Here is a 16498-nt window from a genome sequence, read left to right on the forward strand (position 1 = left end):
TATGAACTGGGATGGCTACGAGCCGTACGTGCCACCATACGCCCGGCCGCACGCAGAGTTGACGAAGGGGCAGGCGCGCGAGTCGTACGAGCGCCTTATGGAGGCCGCTCCTGAGCGAGTCGCGCAACTGCGAAAGTTGCTCCTTTGCAACGGGATCGAGCTTGGCGACGACGACGAGTCGGTGCAGAAGCTCAACGACTGGTTCCGGGCAAACGTTGAACCGAACCCGGATAATCCGGATCGCCTTCGCAACCTTTGGTATGCCGTTGTAAGCGATGTGGCTGTGTTCCTCGGATGCCTTATTGTCGCGAGGAATCAGAACTTGCACTGGGCCCTTTTTACGGGTGGCAAGCGTGATGTTGCGTTCCATAAACATGTCGTGATGGGTTTCAGCAAGGTGGCAAATCCGAAATACAACTTAGATATCGACCGCATCGTCGCGACTTATGCTTACCAGATCATTGAGGGGCAAGGCGTGGATACTGAATTCTTCCGGAGAATCATGGATATGGCCGCTGCTGATTCCTAGGGACAACGAGTTGTGCTCAGCGCGGATTGAGGTGTTGCTCGTGGCGGAGAACTTGACCGTCGATGTTTACCCCGCAAACCCCAACCGCCGCGAAACCTCCTGCCCCACCTGCACCACACCCCGCACCGCGGCCTTCCGTTTCTCCCCCACCAACTGCCGCGCAAACCCCGTCACCCCGACCGCCCCGGCGACGGCTCCCTCGGCATCGAAGAACGGCGCGGCAAGGCACGCGATCTCAGCCTGCTCCTCCTCGCTCTCAAACGCATACCCATCCGCCCGCACCTTCGCCAGCAACGCCAGAAACTGCCCCGCCTCAGGAGCAACAGCCTTGGGACCCACCCCGCGTGAAAGCCGCGAAAGCAACGGCTTCAACTCCGCTTCCGGCAAATGCGCGGCAATCGCCCGGCCAAGCGCAGTCAAATCGAACGGCGCGACTTTCCCGCGATAAGTATCGAACTGGACAAACCCAGGCGTAGAAGCCTTGGCGACATAAACAACCGAAGCATCCTCCAGAATCCCCACATGAGCAGGCATCCCCAAGCTCTCCGCGAGCCGTCGCAGGTCGGCCTGGACCAGGGACGGCAGGTCGACTTTCCGGACCAGTTCGATAGCCAACCCGTAGAGGCGCAAGGTCGGCCGCCAGAAGTGACTCCGCCCGACAACCCGGCGCACGGCGTACCCCCGCTGCTCCAGCGTGTACGCGATAGACGCACAGGTCGCGAGCGGCACCCCGGCGGCCTTCGCGAGCGCGGTCAGCGTCAGTGGTTCCTCGGCCCGTACCAGCGCTTCCAGAACAGTCAACGTCCGGTCCGCGGCTGGCGACGCTGCTTTGCCGTCGCTCATCCGGCATCAACCTTTCGGATACCTGTAGTCATCTTCGGAACACGGTAGCGTCCGGTCAGCGGCCAGGCTCGATCCGTTCGATCGTCTGAACCGCCCAGGACCGGATGGCCTCGGCCTGCGAGGGGGTCAGCGTGTCCAGGAAATGGCGGCGGATGTTGTTCCCGTGGACCACCAGCGCCTCCTGAATGACCGAACGACCGTGTGCGGTGAGGCTGATCCCGGTGCGCCGCCCGCTGGGGCCGCTGCGGGTCGGGGCGACCAGGTCGCGCGCCTCCATCCTGGTCAGCTGGTGCGATAGTCGGCTCTTCTCCCAGCCGAGAGCTTCCACCAGGTCGGCGACGCGCGCTTCGTGCCCTGGGGTGCGCCACAGGGTCACGAGGACGCTGAACTCGGCCTTCGAGATGCCGCATTCCCGCTGCAGCCCGCGATCCAGCTCGCGGGTGAGCAGGCGTTGCGCGCGCACCCAGGCGTTCCACAGCTCCCAGTCGTCGGGGGTCATAAGCAGGAAGGATACGGGGGAGTTGACTCATCAACTCCGGTCGCCCTAGAGTTGACGCATCAACTTCTGGGAGGGGTCATGCGGACATTGCTCCGGAACGGGATCGTGGTCAGCCTCGACCCGGCGGTGGGAGATCTCCCGAGCGGGGACGTGCTGATCGAGGACGGCCGGATCGCGGCGGTCGGTCCCGCGCTCCGAGCCGACGCCGAGATCGTGGACGCGACGGGCAAGATAGTCCTGCCCGGCTTCGTGGACACTCACCGGCACACCTGGCAGACGGCGTTTCGCGGGCTCGGGGCGGACTGGACGTTCACCGAATATCGCGAAGCCATGCACGGCAAGTTCCGGCCGCACTACCGGCCGGAGGACGTGTATCTCGGCAACCTGCTGGGGCGGCTCGAAGCGCTGAACTCGGGCGTGACGACGATGCTCGACTGGTTCCACTGCTCCGACCGCCCGGAGAACGCCGACGCGGCGATCGACGCACTCCAAGATGCTCCGGGAAGATCGATCTTCTGTTACTGCGCAATGGATCCAGGCGACGTCACCAGGGTGCGCAACCGGCTGCCCGGCGACGAAATGTCGTTCGGGTTGCGCGGACCGATGCTGACCACAATGGACACGACAGCCGAAGACGTCGCATTGGCGAGGGAACTCGGACTGCGGGTGAGCGTGCACGTCCACGGCGCGGTGTGCGATTCGATTCCCGAGATGCACGAACGAAAACTGCTTGACGACCGGACGACGATAGTGCACGGCAACGGTCTCGCCGACGACCACCTCGCGATCCTCGCGGAGGCGGGTTGTTCGGTGACGATCAGCCCGGACGTCGAGCTGAAAATGGGGTTCGGGTGGCCGGAAACCGGACGTATGCTGGCGGCTGGAATCCGGCCGTCGTTGTCGATCGACGACTGTCCGTCAGCTGGGGGTGACATGTTTTCGGCTATGCGCACGGCGTTTGCCGCACAGCGCGGTCTGGACGGCGGCCTGGTCGCGCGTGACCTGCTCGAGTTCGCCACTGTGGACGGTGCCCGGGCCTGCGGGCGAGCCGGCCGGGCCGGGAGCATCAGCGTCGGAAAGGACGCGGATCTGGTGCTCCTTGACGCCGAGGATCTGTCGGTGTTCCCGATCAACGATCCAGTGTCCACAGTGGTCACCGCGGCACATCCGGGGTTGGTGGACAGCGTTTTCGTTGGGGGACAGGCAGTCAAGCGGGACGGCCGGCTGCTCGGGGTGGATTTGCCGAAGCTCCGGGCCCGGTTGCTGGAATCGCGCGACCGGATCGCGGCGGCGGCCAGACTGGCGGTGGAGTGAAAGTCCTGGAAACGGATCGGTTGCTGCTGCGCCGGTTCACCGAAGCCGACGTCGAGAACCTGGTCCAGCTCGACAGCGACCCGCGCGTAATGCGGTTCCTCACCGGCCAGCCGACGCCTCGCGCCGAGATCGAGCACAAGGTGCTGCCCGAGATCCTCCGCGACTACGAGCGCGGCCCAGCCGGGCGCTGGGCGGCGATCGAGCGGACCACCGGAGAGTTCATCGGCTGGATTTCCCTGCAACCGCCGGAAGACAGCAGCACGACGGAGCTGGAACTCGGCTACCGGCTGCTGGCGAAAGCCTGGGGCCGGGGCTATGCGACGGAGGGTGCGCGGGCGGCTATCCACAAAGGATTCACCGAGCTGGGCACGCGGCGCGTGTGGGCACAGACGATGGCGGTGAACACCCCGTCGCGGCGAGTGATGGAGCGGTCCGGGCTGACCTACGTCCGCACGTTCCACCTCCACTTCGACGATCCGCTGCCGGGCACGGAACACGGTGAGGTCGAGTACGAGCTGACCCGGAACGACTGGGCGGCCAAGGCGGGGCCGGGCGAGCGGTCCGCCTGACCTCGGAGGGAGCTGATTTAAACTCCCGGTATGTCATCGGGTGCCGCGGAAACCGGCCGGGGAGGGGCGGAGCGCGAGCCCGGGTCCCGGCTGGAGTTCGCCGTGCTCGGACCGGTCCGCGGCTGGTACGGCGGGCAGCCGCTGGAACTCGGGCCGGTGCTGCGGACGACGATGCTGGTCGCGCTGCTGCTGCGGCCGGACGTGACGGTCAGCCGGGCCGAGCTGGTCGACCGGGTGTGGGGCGAGCGTCCGCCGGAGAGCGACGGCGTGCCCGGCTACATCTACCAGCTGCGGAGATCTTTGGCCGCGGTGGGTGCGGACGCGAAATCCGTGCTGCGCACCGATCCTGGCGGGTACCGGTTCGCCGGAGCGGGCGTCGGGGTGGATGCGGTGCGGGTCGAGGAGATCGCGGCTCGCGCCAAGAAAGCCGCTGCGTCCGGGGCACTCGCCGCCGCGGCCGAGGGATACGGCAAGGCGCTGGCTTTCTACGAGGGCGTTCCGCTGGCCGGACTGCCCGGTCCGTTCGCCGAACGGGAGCGGCGGCGGTTCGTCGAACGCCGCGTCGGGCTGGTCGAAGGCCGGACGGACGCGTTGATCCGGCTGGGTGACTACGCCGCGGCGATCAGCGAGGTGTCGGCGCTGCTCGCCGAGCATTCGCACCGCGAATCGCTCACCGGGCTGCTCATGCGAGCCCTCTACGGCGCCGGTCGGCAAAGTGACGCACTCGACACCTGGCGCGAGTTCCGCGTCCGGATGCTCGACGAGCTGGGGCTCGAACCCAGCGAAGACCTGCGTCGCGTGCACGAGGCGGTGCTGCGGGGCGACGACGGAGTGCTGGGACTCGCGGCCCGGTCCGCCCCGGTGCCCAAGATCCGGGACGAGCTGCCGCACGACGTCGGGGAGCTGGCCGGCCGCGACGCCGAACTGGCCCGGCTCGCCGCGCCGGGGAGCGCGGTGTCGGCGGTGGACGGGGTGCCCGGGGCGGGGAAGACGGCACTCGCGGTGCGCGCGGCCCAGCTGCTGCGCGAGGAACATCCCGACGGCTGCCTGTTCGTCGGCCTGCACGGACACAGCACCAGCCGGGCTCCGCTCGCCCCGGTGCGGGTGGTGCGCCGGCTGCTGCGTTCGGCGGGCGTCAACGACCAGAACATTCCCGACGACCTGGACGAACTCTCCGCGAACTGGCGTGCCGCCACCGCTCCGCTGCGCCTGGTGCTGGTGCTGGACGACGCCGTCAGCGCCGAGCAGGTCCGCCCGTTGCTGCCCGGCGGGACCGGAAACCGCGTGCTGATCACCAGCAGGCGCCGACTGCCCGGATTGGACGTCGAACGCAGGATTTCCTTGGGGCCGTTGACTTCCGACGCGGCAGCTGGCCTGCTGAGCCGGATCGTCGGCCCGGCGCGTGCGAACCAGGAACGCGAGGCCGTACGCGAACTGGCCAGTCTGTGCGGACGGCTTCCGCTCGCCCTGCGCATCGCCGGCGCGCGGCTGCAGAACCGTCCGATGTGGACGTTTCGCGACCTGGCGGACCGGCTCGCCGACGACACCGGCCGGCTCGGCGAACTGACCGCTGAGGAACGCAGCGTCGAGGCCGCGTTCCGGCTTTCCTACGACCAGCTTCCCGCCGAAACTCAACGCGCTTTCCGCACTCTGGGCCGCGCGCCCGCGCCTGAATTCGACGAGTTGGTCCTCGCCGCGATGCTCGGCTGTTCCCGCCGCGCCGCGGAACGCCTGCTCGAAGACCTCGTCGACGCGAACCTGGTGCAGGCTCCCGCCGCGGGCCGGTACCGGATGCACGACCTGGTCGCGGTCTATGCGCGCCGGCTCGCCGCGGACGAGCCCGATGTCGCCAGCGGGCTCGGGGTGTACCTGCATGCTTGTCGCGCCGCGAGCGAATGGGGCGAACCCGGCTTCCCCAGTGGCCCGGGCCCCGCCGAATCGCCCTTCGCCGGATTGGTGGACGCGTCGGCGTGGCTGGACCAAGCGGGCGACCTGGTGGAAGTGGTCACCTCCGCGATCGCCGCGGGCCATCCGGACTATGCGTGCTGGATCGCCGAGGCGGCTGTCGATTACCTCATCCGGCGCATCCGTTACCGCGAATGCCTGGCCCTGCTGGAAGTCGCTCTGTCCGAAGTGGACAAGCTGACCGACCGGCGCATGGCGACGGCATTGCGGTTCGGGCTGGGCTGGACCCACCTCGCTTTGGCGGATTCCGCCCAAGCCCGGAAGTGGTGCGAGGAAGGACTGCGCATCAGCCGGGAAACCGGCGACCGGCGGGAAACCGCGCGCGGCCTGTGCGGCTTGGGAATGGTCACCATGCTCGCCGGACCGCTCGACGAAGCGGAACGGGTGCTGAGCGAGGCCCGGACGATGGCAAGGGAAGTGGCGGACGATTGGCTTGTCGAGCGTGCGGTGTCCGGGCTCGGCTACGTGCATTTCAAACAAGGCGACCACGAACGCTCGCTCGCCCGTTTCGCCGAATCACGGGAAGTGGCGGTGTCGACGGGAAACCCGGCGATGCTGGGCCGGGTTTCCAGTCACATCGGCAGTGTCCAACTGCATTTAGGCCGGTCCGCGGAAGCGGTGGAACCCTTGCGCGAGTCGGTCGAATTGGCCGAGCGGGTCGACGACCGACTGTTGCTGGTGAGTTCGCTGTCGCGGCTGGGCACCGCGGAACAGGAATTGGGGAGCTTGGATCTCGCGCTCTCGTATCACCTGCGCGCGCTGGGCGCGTTGACCGACCAGATGTCGCCGTGGGCGGAGATCGAGGTCCGGAACCGGCTCGGCGCCTGTCGCCAGGCCCGCGGCGAAGAGGCGGAGGCGCAGGAGCAGTTCGAGCTTGCCAACGCGGTGCTGGCCAAGGCGAACTGACCGATCCTCTCGACCGAGCTGACGATCCTCAGTCCGTGACCGCCTGCTGGGGCAGCGGAAACCACCGTACGGTTCGCGCTGCCCCGATCCGGCTGTGTGCGGTCAGGCGGAACGAATCGCTTCGACTTCGAGGACGAGTTCGATCTCCTTGGAGACGAGCAGGCCGCCCGACTCCAGCACCATGTTCCAGACCAGTCCCCAATCCTCGCGATTGATCTTGCCGCGAGCGGAGAACACCGCGCGGTCGTTCCCCCACGGATCCCTTGCGTGGCCGAGATACTCCACGTCGAGGGTGACCGGACGTGAGACGCCCTTGATCGTCAAATTCCCGGTCATGGTCGCCTCATTGCCGTTCGCGGTGACCGAAACCGATTCGAAGGTGGCTCGAGGATGATTGTCCACGTCGAAGAAATCGCCGGACCGAAGGTGGTCGTCCCGGGTTTGGTCGCCACTGTCCACAGTGGCCATCTCGATGACCGCGCGCACCGTGGTGTCTTCGATCCGCTCGCCGATTTCCAGCGTGGCGTCCACGCCGGTGAACCGGCCGCGGACCTTGGTGAGCAGGAAATGCCTGCCCACGAAACCGACCTCGGCGTGCCCGGGGTCGACCTTCCAAGTCCCCGCGGCGGGAAGTTCGGTTCCGTCGACTACCCGGGTAGCCGCTGTGGTGTCTGTCATTTCTGGTTTCCGTTCTGTCCTCAATGGCCGGACTCGGTCGGCAACCCGGCGGCGATCCAGTCGGCTTTGCCCTCGTCGTAGTCGAAGACCTGGCTGTACCCGAGCTCCGCCAGGTGCTTCGCGACGGTGCCCGAGTTCTGGCACGGCGAGTCGGCGCAGTAGACAATCACCGCGGCGTCCTTGTCCGGCAGCAGCGCGGGCGCGAGTTTCTCGACGTCGTCGACCGGCAGATTGAGCGCGCCGGGCAGGTGCGCCTTCGCGTAGTAGTCGGCGGGCAGCGCCTCGACGACGATCGCCGAACCGGCGTCGATCCGCTGTTTGACCTCGTCCCGCGTGATGGGCTTGACCATCGGGCCTCCTTGAAGGATTTAAGTGCGTACGCACGCACTCTAATCATTGAGTGCGCCCGCACGCAATGACCTATCCTGGAGGGGTGAGCGATCCGAAGATCGGCCTGGAGGCCTGGCGGGCGATGCTGCTGGCGCACAGCGCCGCGGTGCGAGCCATCGAAACCGACGTGCACCGAGGCGGGACGGTGCCCCTGGCCTGGTACGACGTCCTGCTGGAACTGAACGCGGCCGGAAAGAAGGGGCTGCGGATGGCGGAGGTCGCCGACCGCGTGGTGCTCAGCCGGACGCGGGTGAGCCGTCTGGTCGACGAGATGGTGCGCGCCGGTCTGGTGACGAAGCGCCCGGAGCCGGACGACCGCCGGGTCAGCTGGGCGGTGATCACCGACGAGGGCGTGCGCGCGCTGCGCAAGACCGCGCCGGTTTACCTGCAGAGCATCGAACGGCATTTCTCGGCGCATGTCAGCGATGAAGAGGCCGCGGTGATCGGGAAGGCGCTGCTGCGAGTCGCCGAAAGCGGGAAGGCCGGGCGCTCGGTCTAGGGCAACCTCCACCGGTGGTCTGCGGTCCTGTGGTCGCCAAGTTCGCCAGCGCGTCCGGGCTTGTCCAAGGCTGAGATCGCCGCTGGTGGAGGCGGTGATCTAAAAGCCGTCTCATCTCTCCGACGTGATCTGGCTTTCGCGGCTGCGCAAGGGAAACGGGCGCTCAAAGAGAAACGGCACTCGGGTGACCGCAGTCCCGGATTTTCAGAACAGGCAGAGCTGGTGTTCGTCGCGTCGCGCTCGGTCGGCCAGGGTGCCGCAACGCCCGCAGGTGCCGAGAGAGGTCTACGCGAGTCTTCCCGCATGATCGCCGGGCAGGAAACGCCAAACGGCCCCTGCCGTGGTTACGTTGGCAGGGGCCGATTGTGTGCGGTGAAGAAGATGTGCCCTCGGCAGGATTCGAACCTGCGACACCTGCCTCCGGAGGGCAGTGCTCTATCCCCTGAGCTACGAGGGCTCGCTTGCGCGACTGAACAGAGCCTAGCGCATGCCCCTTTCCGGCCGCGCACAGAGGGTGCTTAGCGCGGTAGCGTCGAGGCATCGACGCGGAGGGAGGCGGCGGTGAGCGCCGAGCCGTTCCAGGTCAGGGTGGCGGAAGCGGACATCGAGGACGTGCGGGCGCGGTTGCGGCGCACCCGGTGGCCGGAGGCGGAGACCGTCGGCGACTGGTCGCAAGGGGTGCCTCTTGCCTACGCCCGGGAGCTGTGCCGCAGTTGGGCTGAGGACTACGACTTCGGGTTCGCCGAGCGGCTCAACGTCTTCCCGCAGTTCCGGCAGGAGATCGACGGCCTCGGAATCCACTTCGTGCACCTCCGTTCGCCGGAGCCGGACGCGTTTCCGCTGGTGATCACGCACGGCTGGCCGGGCTCGGTGCTCGAATTCCTCGACATCCTCGGCCCGCTGGCCGACCCGCGGGCGCATGGTGGCGACCCGGCGGACGCGTTTCACGTCGTCGCGCCTTCGTTGCCGGGGTACGGATGGAGTGACAAGCCGCAGGAGACTGGCTGGGGTGTTCAGAAGATCGCGAAGGCCTGGGATCGGTTGATGGTCTCGCTCGGCTATGACCGGTACGGCGCGCAGGGTGGCGACTGGGGTTCGGCGGTGTCGGGGGCGCTTGGCGAGGTGGCGCGGGAGCGGGTCGCGGGGGTGCACGTCAACCTGGCGGCGGCTCCTCGTGGTGAGTTCGAGGACGAGACCGACGAGGAACGTGAAGGCGCGCAAGCGGCGGCGGAGTTCCAGCGCACCGGTCAGGGATATTCGAGGCAGCAGGGCACGCGTCCGCAAACGCTTGGCTACGGCCTGACTGACTCCCCGGCGGGACAGGCGGCGTGGATCGCCGAGAAGTTCTGGGCCTGGACGGACAACAACGGTCACCCGGAGGACGCGATCACCCGGCAGCAGTTGCTCGACGCGATCTCGGCGTATTGGTTTACCGCGTCGGCGACGTCGTCCGCGCGGCTGTACTGGGAGAGTTACCGCAGCTTCGGCGATCTCGTCACGGCTCCGTCCGGCATCTCCGTCTATCCGCGGGACATCCTCCGCCCGTCGCGGCGGCAGGCGGAGTTGAAGTACACCGATCTGCGCTGGTTCGAGCGGCTGCCGCGGGGCGGGCACTTCGCGGCGATGGAGCAGCCCGCGTCGCTCGTCGAGCAGATTCGCGGGTTCTTCCGGCTCGTGCGCTGATCTTTTCCCACCTTCCGGAACGGGGCTGGGGGAACGCTTCACCAGCCATTAGAGTGAAGTTAGGCTACCCTGTATTGCACATATGCGCATGTCACTATATATTCCCTCTCGACACCGAGACCGCGGAGGCGAGCGATGGGACACGGGCACGGCCACGGGCACACCGCCGCTCCGGCGAGCGCGTCCGGCCGCTACGTCCGCGCGCTGCTGATCGCTCTCGCGGTCGGTGCCGGGTTCATGGTGCTGGAGTTCGCGGTGGGCTTCGCCACCGGCTCGCTCGCGCTGATCTCCGACGCCGCGCACATGTTCACCGACGTTCTCGGCGTTGGAATGGCGCTCGCCGCGATCGTGCTCGCGCGCCGCAGCGGGCCGACGCCCAGCCGTACGTTCGGCATGTACCGGGCGGAAGTCCTTGCCGCGCTTGCCAATGCGGTGCTGCTGTTCGGGGTCGCGGGTTACGTCGCGGTCGAGGCGATCGGGCGGATCACCGACCCGCCGGAGGTGCCTGGCCTGCCGGTGCTGCTCGCTGCGGCCGCGGGGCTGGCCGCGAACATCGTGTCGTTCCTCGTACTGCGGGCCGGGGCGAAGGAAAGCCTGAACGTCCGCGGCGCGTATCTCGAAGTGCTGGCCGACCTCGTCGGCTCGGTCGGCGTGCTGCTCAGCGGCGCGATCACGCTCACCACCGGCTGGCGCTACGCCGACCCGATCATCGGTGTCGCGATCGGCCTGTTCGTGCTGCCGCGCACCTGGACGCTCGCCCGCCGCGCGCTGCGGATCCTCTTCCAACACGCGCCCGCCGGCGTGGACGTCGGCGAGATCAGCACTGAACTCGCCGCGCTTCCGGGGGTCGCGGACGTGCACGACCTGCACGTCTGGACGCTGACCTCGGGCATGGAGGTCGCCTCCGCGCATTTGACGGTGAACGCCGAGGCCGAACAGTCCGCGGTGCTCACCAAGGCGCAAGACCTGCTGTCGGGCCGCTACGAGATCAAACACGCGACGCTGCAAGTCGAAGGACCGCAATGCGCCCGCCGGTGCTCGGAGCTGTCCTGGTAGACCGGGGACCATGCGCAAGGACTTCGACCCCGCCCAGCTGGCCCCGAACGCGTTCTACCACCTGCTGACCGCCACCGTCGTGCCGCGGCCGATCGCCTGGGTGTCGAGCATTTCGCGGGACGGAGTGGACAATCTCGCGCCGCATTCGTTCTTCACCGTCGCCTCGGCCGCGCCCGCGGTGCTGCAGTTCACCTCGGTCGGGCGGAAAGACACCCTCCGCAACGTCGAGGCGACCCGGCAGTTCGTCGTGAACCTCGCGCCCGAGCCGCTGTTCGAACAGATCAACGCCACCGGCGCGGATTTCCCGCCGGAACTGAGCGAATTCGACGAGGCCGGGCTGACCCGCGAGCCGAGCGTGAAAGTCCGCCCGCCGCGGGTCGCGGAATCGCCGGTGGCATTCGAATGCGAACTGCACAGCACGGTCGGTTTCGGGCGTTCGACGGTGGTGTTCGGCCGGGTCGTGCACCTCGCGGTCGACCAGGACGTCCTCGACGGCGACCACCCGATGATCGAGCGGCTGCGCCCGCTGTCCCGGCTGGGACGCGACGAATGGGGAACGCTGGGCGACATCAAGGACCTGGCGCGGCCCACCTACAAAAGCTCGTGAGTGTCAGAGCCGGTTAGAACCGGCTTTGACACTCACGAACCGGGCAGTGGCTGTGCGCTCCGTGCCTTGAGCATGACCTTCATCTGGTCCATTTCCGCGCCCTGCGACACGAGCATGCTGCGGCACAACGCTTTCACCGCGTCGACGGACGTGTGGTCCTGCGCGTACTCGGCCATCGCGACGCCGCCCTGATGGTGGCGCAGCATCAACTGCAGGAAGTCGACGTCCAGCTCGCGGCCGGACAGTGTGCGCAGCTTCGCGAGTTCCGCCTCGGTGGCCATGCCCGGCATCGGCGCGCCGCCCGCCGGGGAGCTGGTCGGCATCTGCATGCCGGCGTGGCCCATCGGCTCGGTCATCCACGTCATGTACGCGCCGGTCGCCTGCTCCGGCTGGTCCCACAGCATGAGCCAGCCCTTCATCCGCCCGACCTGCTCGGTCTGCGTGCGCTCGATGTCGAACGCGAGCTGGCGGATCTCCGGGTCGGCGGAGTGGTCGCGCGCCCAGCCGGCCATGGTGACCGCCTGCAGGTGGTGCACCGACATGTCCTGGGCGAACCCGACCTCGACCGAACCCCGGCCCGGCGTCGACGGCACCGCGTCGCCGCCGTCGGTGAGCCGCGTCGCGAAGACCCCGATCGCGGCCCCGACCAGCAGCACCGCGATCAGCGTTCCGCCGATGACCACCCACCGGGACCAGCCGGTCCGCTCCGCCGGAGCGGATTCGTCGGCGGGAGGGGCGGTTTCGGCGCCCCTCCCGGCCTCGTCCAGGTGGTTTCCGGAGCCGTCCACGGTCACTGCCCGGCGGGCGGGGTCCCCGGCATGCCGCCCTGCTCGCCCTGCGCGCCGGTGGTGCCCTTGTAGTCCATCGGCTTCGCGTCCTTGCCCGGCTTGCTCGGGTCGAACTTCGGCGGGTTGCTCGGGTCGAACATGCCCTTGCCGAGCGCGTCGCACGAGGCGCCGATCTCCGGGTACACGCCGTTCGGGTTGGTCCGCAGCGCGGCGATGAACTGGTCGATGCGCGGGTCGTCGGCGCTGTCCAGCTTGAGCTGGTGGCCCCACGACTGCAGCGAGATCGGCTTGTCCAGGCCCGGGTAGGGCGACATCATCGTGTAAGGCTTGCCCTTGACCCGCGCCTCGAGCAGCGGGATCTCGTCGCCCTTGACCTTGTCCGGGTTGTAGGCGATCCAGACCGTGCCGTGCTCGAGCGAGTGCACCATGTTCTCGTTGCGCACCGCGGTCGGGTACACGATGCCGGTGCACGCGGCCCAGTAGCCGTCGTGCGGGCCGCCGAACGGCGGGCTCTGGTCGTAGGCCACCCGTTCGGTGGGCAGGATGTGCACCGATCCGGTGTACTGCTTGGTGATCACGCCGGGGATCTTCTTCGACGGGTCCGGGTTGCTCGCGGTCGGCGCGAACGCCGCGGCGGCCTCGTCCCTCGACTTCTGGTCGCGCTTGGGCGCGGAGGCCTGCAGGTAGTAGACGATGACGCCGGCGAGCAGGGCGACCACCACGACGACTCCGATGATGGTGCCCCAGGGCGTGCGCTTGCCCGCGACGACCGAGCGGTTTTTCGCCGCCTTCACCGCGGACGCGGACGAGCCCTTCTTCTTGGTGGTCCCGTTGGCCATGATTGCCGAGATCTCCTCGTGAGAGCGGGGGAGGGAGCCGGACGGAGCCCTGCCGGTAGACCAGTGTAGAGACCGGGCGTGCGATCACCGTGAACACCCGCGAGGCGCCCCGGCGAGCGGAACATCCGCCTCCGGTGTGCCCGCCGTCTCGCCAGCCTGTACCGCCGGAGGCGCGCGGCGCGAGCGCACCTAGAATTCGGCGAGTGACTCCCGCCGCTCTCGCCGATCTGGTCCGCAGCTCCGCCGAGCAGGTCCTCGCCGCCCGCGGCGTCGACGCCGCCGTGCTGCCGGAGACCGTGACCATCGAACGCCCGCGCAACCCGGACCACGGAGACTACGCGACCAACCTCGCGCTGCAGGTGGCCAAGAAAGCCGGGCTGAAGCCGCGCGAGTTCGCCGAGGCGCTCGCCGAGGTCGTCGCGGGCGCCGACGGGGTGGCCGCGGCCGAGGTCGCCGGGCCCGGGTTCCTCAACTTCCGGCTCGCCGCCGACGCGCAGGGCGAGCTCGTGCGCCAGGTGCTGGCCGCGGGGGAGGAGTACGGCCGCGGCGACGCGCTGGCCGGGCGCCGGATCAACCTGGAGTTCGTCTCGGCGAACCCGACCGGTCCGATCCACCTCGGCGGCACGCGCTGGGCCGCGGTCGGCGACGCGCTCGGCCGCGTGCTGGCGGCGCAGGGCGCGGACGTCACCCGGGAGTACTACTTCAACGACGCCGGCGCGCAGATCGACCGCTTCGTGCGCTCGCTGATCGCCGCCGCGAAGGGCGAGCCCGCGCCGGAGGACGGCTACGCGGGCGGCTACATCAGCGACATCGCGGCCGAGGTGCTCAAGGCCGAGCCGAGTGCGCTGAGCCTGCCCGAGGACGAGCGGCACGAGACCTTCCGGCGCATCGGCATCGAGCTGATGTTCAGCCAGATCAAGCAGAGCCTGCACGAGTTCGGCACCGATTTCGACGTCTACTTCCACGAGAACTCGCTGCACGAGTCCGGCGCGGTCGGCGCGGCGGTGCAGCAGCTCAAGGACTCCGGCAACCTCTACTTCGCCGACGGCGCCTGGTGGCTCCGCTCCAGCGAGTACGGCGACGACAAGGACCGGGTCGTCCTCAAGAAGGACGGCAACCCGGCCTACATCGCGGGCGACCTGGCCTACTTCAAGGACAAGCGCAACCGCGGGTTCGACCTGTGCATCTACATGCTCGGCGCGGACCACCACGGCTACATCGCCCGGCTCAAGGCCGCCGCCGCGGCGTTCGGCGACGACCCGGGCACGGTCGAGGTGCTGATCGGCCAGATGGTGAACCTGGTCAGCGACGGCAAGCCGGTGCGGATGTCCAAGCGCGCGGGCACCGTGATCACGCTCGAGGACCTCGTGGAGGCGGTCGGCGTCGACCCGGCCCGCTACGAGCTGATCCGCTATTCCGTCGATTCCTCTTTGGACATCGACTTGGACTTGCTGCGCAAGCATTCCAACGACAACCCAGTCTACTACGTGCAGTACGCGCACGCCCGGCTGTCGTCGCTGCGGCGCGGCGCGGCGGACCTCGGGCTCAAGGCCGATTCGGACGTCGATTTCGGACTGCTCACCCTGCCTGCTGAAGGCGACCTGATCCGCACCATCGGCGAATTCCCGGCGGTGGTGCGGCGGGCGGCGGAGATGCGCGAACCGCATCGCGTGGCCCGCTACCTCGAGGAACTGGCCGGCGCGTACCACAAGTTCTACACCGTGGGCCGGGTCCTCCCGCAGGGCGACGAGGAGGCCACTCCCCTCACGTACGCCCGCCTCGCTCTGTGTGAAGCCGCGCGCCAGGTACTGGCGAACGGCCTGTCGCTGCTCGGTGTCTCCGCTCCGGAACGGATGTAAACAATGGCGCACCCCGCGGGCCCCCGCCACGCCGACGTCTACCCCCATGCCGACGCCTCCGGGTTCCCGCCCGCGAGCGCCGGCGAACTCGACCAGCTGCCCGCGAAAGTGTGGCCGCGCAACGTTTATCGCACCGCGGACGGCGTCGTGCGCATCGCCGGCGTCGACGTGCGCGACCTCGCGCAGACGTACGGCACGCCGCTGTTCGTGGTCGACGAGGCGGACTTCAAGTCCCGCTGCGCCGACTACGCCGAGGCGTTCGACGACCCGGCGCTCGTGCACTACGCGTCGAAGGCGTTCCTGTCCGTCGAGGTCGCCCGCTGGGTGGCCGAACAGGGGCTGAGCCTCGACGTCTGCAGCGGCGGCGAGCTGGCCGTCGCGCAGCGCGCGAACTTCCCGGTGGAGCGGATCACGTTCCACGGCAACAACAAATCGGTCGCCGAACTGGACGCGGCCGTCGCGGCGGGCGTCGGCACCGTGGTGGTCGACTCGTACTACGAGATCGCCCGGCTCGCCGAAATCGCCGCCGCGCACGAGGTCGAGCAGAAGGTGCTCGTCCGGGTGACGGTCGGCGTCGAGGCGCACACCCACGAATTCATCGCGACCGCGCACGAGGACCAGAAATTCGGTTTCTCGCTGGCTTCCGGCGACGCCGCCGAAGCTGTCCGCCGCGTGCTGAACGCGCCGTCGCTCAAACTGGTCGGGCTGCACAGCCACATCGGTTCGCAGATCTTCGACGCCGACGGTTTCGAGGTCGCCGCGCGCCGGGTCGTCGGCCTGCTCGCGGACCTGGCCAAGGAACACGGCCGGGACCTGCTGGAGCAGATGAACGTCGTCGACCTCGGCGGCGGTTTCGGCATCGCCTACACCGAAAAGGACAACCCGCCGCCGCCGTCGCAGATGATCACGCAAATCCGCGAGATCGTCCGCAAGGAATGCGCGTACGCCGAACTGCCGGTGCCGCGCATCGCGGGCGAACCCGGCCGGGCGATCGCCGGTCCGGGCACTTTCACCCTGTACGAAGTGGGCACGATCAAGGACGTCGCGCTCGGCGACGAGACCGCCCGCCGCTACGTCAGCGTCGACGGCGGCATGAGCGACAACATCCGCACGGCGCTCTACGACGCGGTGTACGACTGCCGCGTGGTTTCCCGGTCCGCGGCAGACGGAGAAGAGCCGGTGACCCCGGTTTTGTCTCGCGTGGTGGGAAAACACTGTGAGTCCGGCGACATCGTCGTCCGAGACTGCTGGCTGCCAGACACGCTGGCTCCCGGCGACCTGCTGGCCGTCGCGGCGACCGGCGCTTACTGCTACGCGATGGCCAGCGGTTACAACCGGCTGCCGCGGCCCGCGGTGGTCGCCGTGCGCAACGGCGCCGCCCGGCTGCTGCTGCGCAGGGAGACGACGGACGACATGCTGCGCCTGGAGGTTTAAGAAGTGTCCACTGTGTCTCCTGAAAGCCCGTCTCCGCACA

Annotated in this window: 16 protein-coding genes and 1 tRNA gene; 10 read left to right on the forward strand and 7 right to left on the reverse strand. The window is 68.4% G+C overall.

What is annotated here, in order from left to right; genetic code table 11:
• Position 1 precedes the first annotated feature (1 nt).
• Complete coding sequence (locus ACZ63D_RS11225; RefSeq protein ID WP_465354153.1) at positions 2-529, forward strand: hypothetical protein; 528 nt, start codon at positions 2-4, stop codon at positions 527-529.
• Between the two features lie 66 nt (positions 530-595).
• Here ACZ63D_RS11225 and ACZ63D_RS11230 read toward each other — a convergent pair whose 3' ends face one another.
• A complete protein-coding gene (locus ACZ63D_RS11230) occupies positions 596-1372 on the reverse strand; it encodes an IclR family transcriptional regulator (RefSeq protein WP_465354154.1) in 777 nt (258 codons plus the stop codon).
• A 55-nt stretch (positions 1373-1427) separates the two neighbouring features.
• Positions 1428-1871 (reverse strand): MarR family winged helix-turn-helix transcriptional regulator, encoded by a 444-nt coding sequence (locus ACZ63D_RS11235; RefSeq protein WP_465354155.1) that lies wholly within the window; start codon positions 1869-1871, stop codon positions 1428-1430.
• Positions 1872-1949: 78 nt separating this feature from the next.
• Here ACZ63D_RS11235 and ACZ63D_RS11240 point away from each other — a divergent pair, with 78 nt between their 5' ends.
• Genes ACZ63D_RS11240 through ACZ63D_RS11250 form a run of 3 tightly spaced genes read left to right on the forward strand, consistent with a single transcriptional unit; the run spans position 1950 to position 6625 of the window.
• Positions 1950-3185: an amidohydrolase family protein gene (locus ACZ63D_RS11240; protein WP_465354156.1), complete on the forward strand. Its 1236-nt coding sequence runs from the start codon at positions 1950-1952 to the stop codon at positions 3183-3185.
• Entirely contained in the window at positions 3182-3754 is a 573-nt protein-coding gene (locus ACZ63D_RS11245) for a GNAT family N-acetyltransferase (RefSeq protein WP_465354157.1), read from the forward strand. The genes ACZ63D_RS11240 and ACZ63D_RS11245 overlap by 4 nt, the downstream gene beginning before the upstream one ends.
• A 30-nt stretch (positions 3755-3784) precedes the next feature.
• Positions 3785-6625 carry an AfsR/SARP family transcriptional regulator gene (locus ACZ63D_RS11250; protein ID WP_465354158.1) on the forward strand — a complete coding sequence of 947 codons (2841 nt, stop codon included), beginning with the start codon at positions 3785-3787 and terminating at the stop codon, positions 6623-6625.
• A 102-nt stretch (positions 6626-6727) separates the two neighbouring features.
• Here ACZ63D_RS11250 and ACZ63D_RS11255 read toward each other — a convergent pair whose 3' ends face one another.
• Both ACZ63D_RS11255 and ACZ63D_RS11260 read right to left on the reverse strand, forming a co-directional pair.
• Complete coding sequence (locus ACZ63D_RS11255; protein WP_465354159.1) at positions 6728-7303, reverse strand: YceI family protein; 576 nt, start codon at positions 7301-7303, stop codon at positions 6728-6730.
• A 20-nt stretch (positions 7304-7323) separates the two neighbouring features.
• Positions 7324-7653, reverse strand: a complete 330-nt coding sequence (locus ACZ63D_RS11260; protein ID WP_465354160.1) for a rhodanese-like domain-containing protein — start codon at positions 7651-7653, stop codon at positions 7324-7326.
• An 83-nt stretch (positions 7654-7736) separates the two neighbouring features.
• Here ACZ63D_RS11260 and ACZ63D_RS11265 point away from each other — a divergent pair, with 83 nt between their 5' ends.
• On the forward strand, positions 7737-8192 hold the full coding sequence (locus tag ACZ63D_RS11265) for a MarR family winged helix-turn-helix transcriptional regulator (protein ID WP_465354161.1): 456 nt from the start codon (positions 7737-7739) through the stop codon (positions 8190-8192).
• A gap of 384 nt (positions 8193-8576) precedes the next feature.
• On the opposite strand, the gene ACZ63D_RS11270 is transcribed toward ACZ63D_RS11265, so the two are convergent.
• Positions 8577-8649, reverse strand: a tRNA-Arg gene (locus ACZ63D_RS11270).
• A 104-nt stretch (positions 8650-8753) separates the two neighbouring features.
• Between ACZ63D_RS11270 and ACZ63D_RS11275 the strand changes: the two genes are divergently transcribed.
• From ACZ63D_RS11275 to ACZ63D_RS11285, 3 genes are all read left to right on the forward strand, one after another.
• Positions 8754-9875 (forward strand): epoxide hydrolase family protein, encoded by a 1122-nt coding sequence (locus ACZ63D_RS11275; protein ID WP_465354162.1) that lies wholly within the window; start codon positions 8754-8756, stop codon positions 9873-9875.
• A 135-nt stretch (positions 9876-10010) separates the two neighbouring features.
• Positions 10011-10931 (forward strand): cation diffusion facilitator family transporter, encoded by a 921-nt coding sequence (locus tag ACZ63D_RS11280; protein WP_465354163.1) that lies wholly within the window; start codon positions 10011-10013, stop codon positions 10929-10931.
• 10 nt (positions 10932-10941) lie between these two features.
• Positions 10942-11538, forward strand: a complete 597-nt coding sequence (locus tag ACZ63D_RS11285) for a flavin reductase family protein (protein WP_465354164.1) — start codon at positions 10942-10944, stop codon at positions 11536-11538.
• A gap of 32 nt (positions 11539-11570) precedes the next feature.
• Here ACZ63D_RS11285 and ACZ63D_RS11290 read toward each other — a convergent pair whose 3' ends face one another.
• Both ACZ63D_RS11290 and ACZ63D_RS11295 read right to left on the reverse strand, forming a co-directional pair.
• Entirely contained in the window at positions 11571-12221 is a 651-nt protein-coding gene (locus ACZ63D_RS11290; protein WP_465354751.1) for a DUF305 domain-containing protein, read from the reverse strand.
• Positions 12222-12328: 107 nt separating this feature from the next.
• Positions 12329-13165 (reverse strand): DUF3105 domain-containing protein, encoded by an 837-nt coding sequence (locus ACZ63D_RS11295; RefSeq protein ID WP_465354165.1) that lies wholly within the window; start codon positions 13163-13165, stop codon positions 12329-12331.
• Between the two features lie 203 nt (positions 13166-13368).
• Here ACZ63D_RS11295 and argS point away from each other — a divergent pair, with 203 nt between their 5' ends.
• Positions 13369-15024 carry an arginine--tRNA ligase gene (argS, locus tag ACZ63D_RS11300; RefSeq protein ID WP_465354166.1) on the forward strand — a complete coding sequence of 552 codons (1656 nt, stop codon included), beginning with the start codon at positions 13369-13371 and terminating at the stop codon, positions 15022-15024.
• Between the two features lie 3 nt (positions 15025-15027).
• Positions 15028-16458: a diaminopimelate decarboxylase gene (gene lysA / locus ACZ63D_RS11305; RefSeq protein WP_465354167.1), complete on the forward strand. Its 1431-nt coding sequence runs from the start codon at positions 15028-15030 to the stop codon at positions 16456-16458.
• Positions 16459-16498 lie beyond the last annotated feature (40 nt).

It is taken from the genome of Amycolatopsis sp. NPDC104775 (assembly GCF_055583325.1).

What these genes read in the sequence shown, in the direction of transcription:
- ACZ63D_RS11225 (WP_465354153.1), top strand. Translation starts at nt 2, where the DNA reads ATGAACTGGGATGGCTACGAGCCGTACGTGCCACCATACGCCCGGCCG.
- ACZ63D_RS11230 (WP_465354154.1), bottom strand. Translation starts at nt 1,372, where the DNA reads ATGAGCGACGGCAAAGCAGCGTCGCCAGCCGCGGACCGGACGTTGACT.
- ACZ63D_RS11235 (WP_465354155.1), bottom strand. Translation starts at nt 1,871, where the DNA reads ATGACCCCCGACGACTGGGAGCTGTGGAACGCCTGGGTGCGCGCGCAA.
- ACZ63D_RS11240 (WP_465354156.1), top strand. Translation starts at nt 1,950, where the DNA reads ATGCGGACATTGCTCCGGAACGGGATCGTGGTCAGCCTCGACCCGGCG.
- ACZ63D_RS11250 (WP_465354158.1), top strand. Translation starts at nt 3,785, where the DNA reads ATGTCATCGGGTGCCGCGGAAACCGGCCGGGGAGGGGCGGAGCGCGAG.
- ACZ63D_RS11255 (WP_465354159.1), bottom strand. Translation starts at nt 7,303, where the DNA reads ATGACAGACACCACAGCGGCTACCCGGGTAGTCGACGGAACCGAACTT.
- ACZ63D_RS11260 (WP_465354160.1), bottom strand. Translation starts at nt 7,653, where the DNA reads ATGGTCAAGCCCATCACGCGGGACGAGGTCAAACAGCGGATCGACGCC.
- ACZ63D_RS11280 (WP_465354163.1), top strand. Translation starts at nt 10,011, where the DNA reads ATGGGACACGGGCACGGCCACGGGCACACCGCCGCTCCGGCGAGCGCG.
- ACZ63D_RS11285 (WP_465354164.1), top strand. Translation starts at nt 10,942, where the DNA reads ATGCGCAAGGACTTCGACCCCGCCCAGCTGGCCCCGAACGCGTTCTAC.
- ACZ63D_RS11295 (WP_465354165.1), bottom strand. Translation starts at nt 13,165, where the DNA reads ATGGCCAACGGGACCACCAAGAAGAAGGGCTCGTCCGCGTCCGCGGTG.
- lysA (WP_465354167.1), top strand. Translation starts at nt 15,028, where the DNA reads ATGGCGCACCCCGCGGGCCCCCGCCACGCCGACGTCTACCCCCATGCC.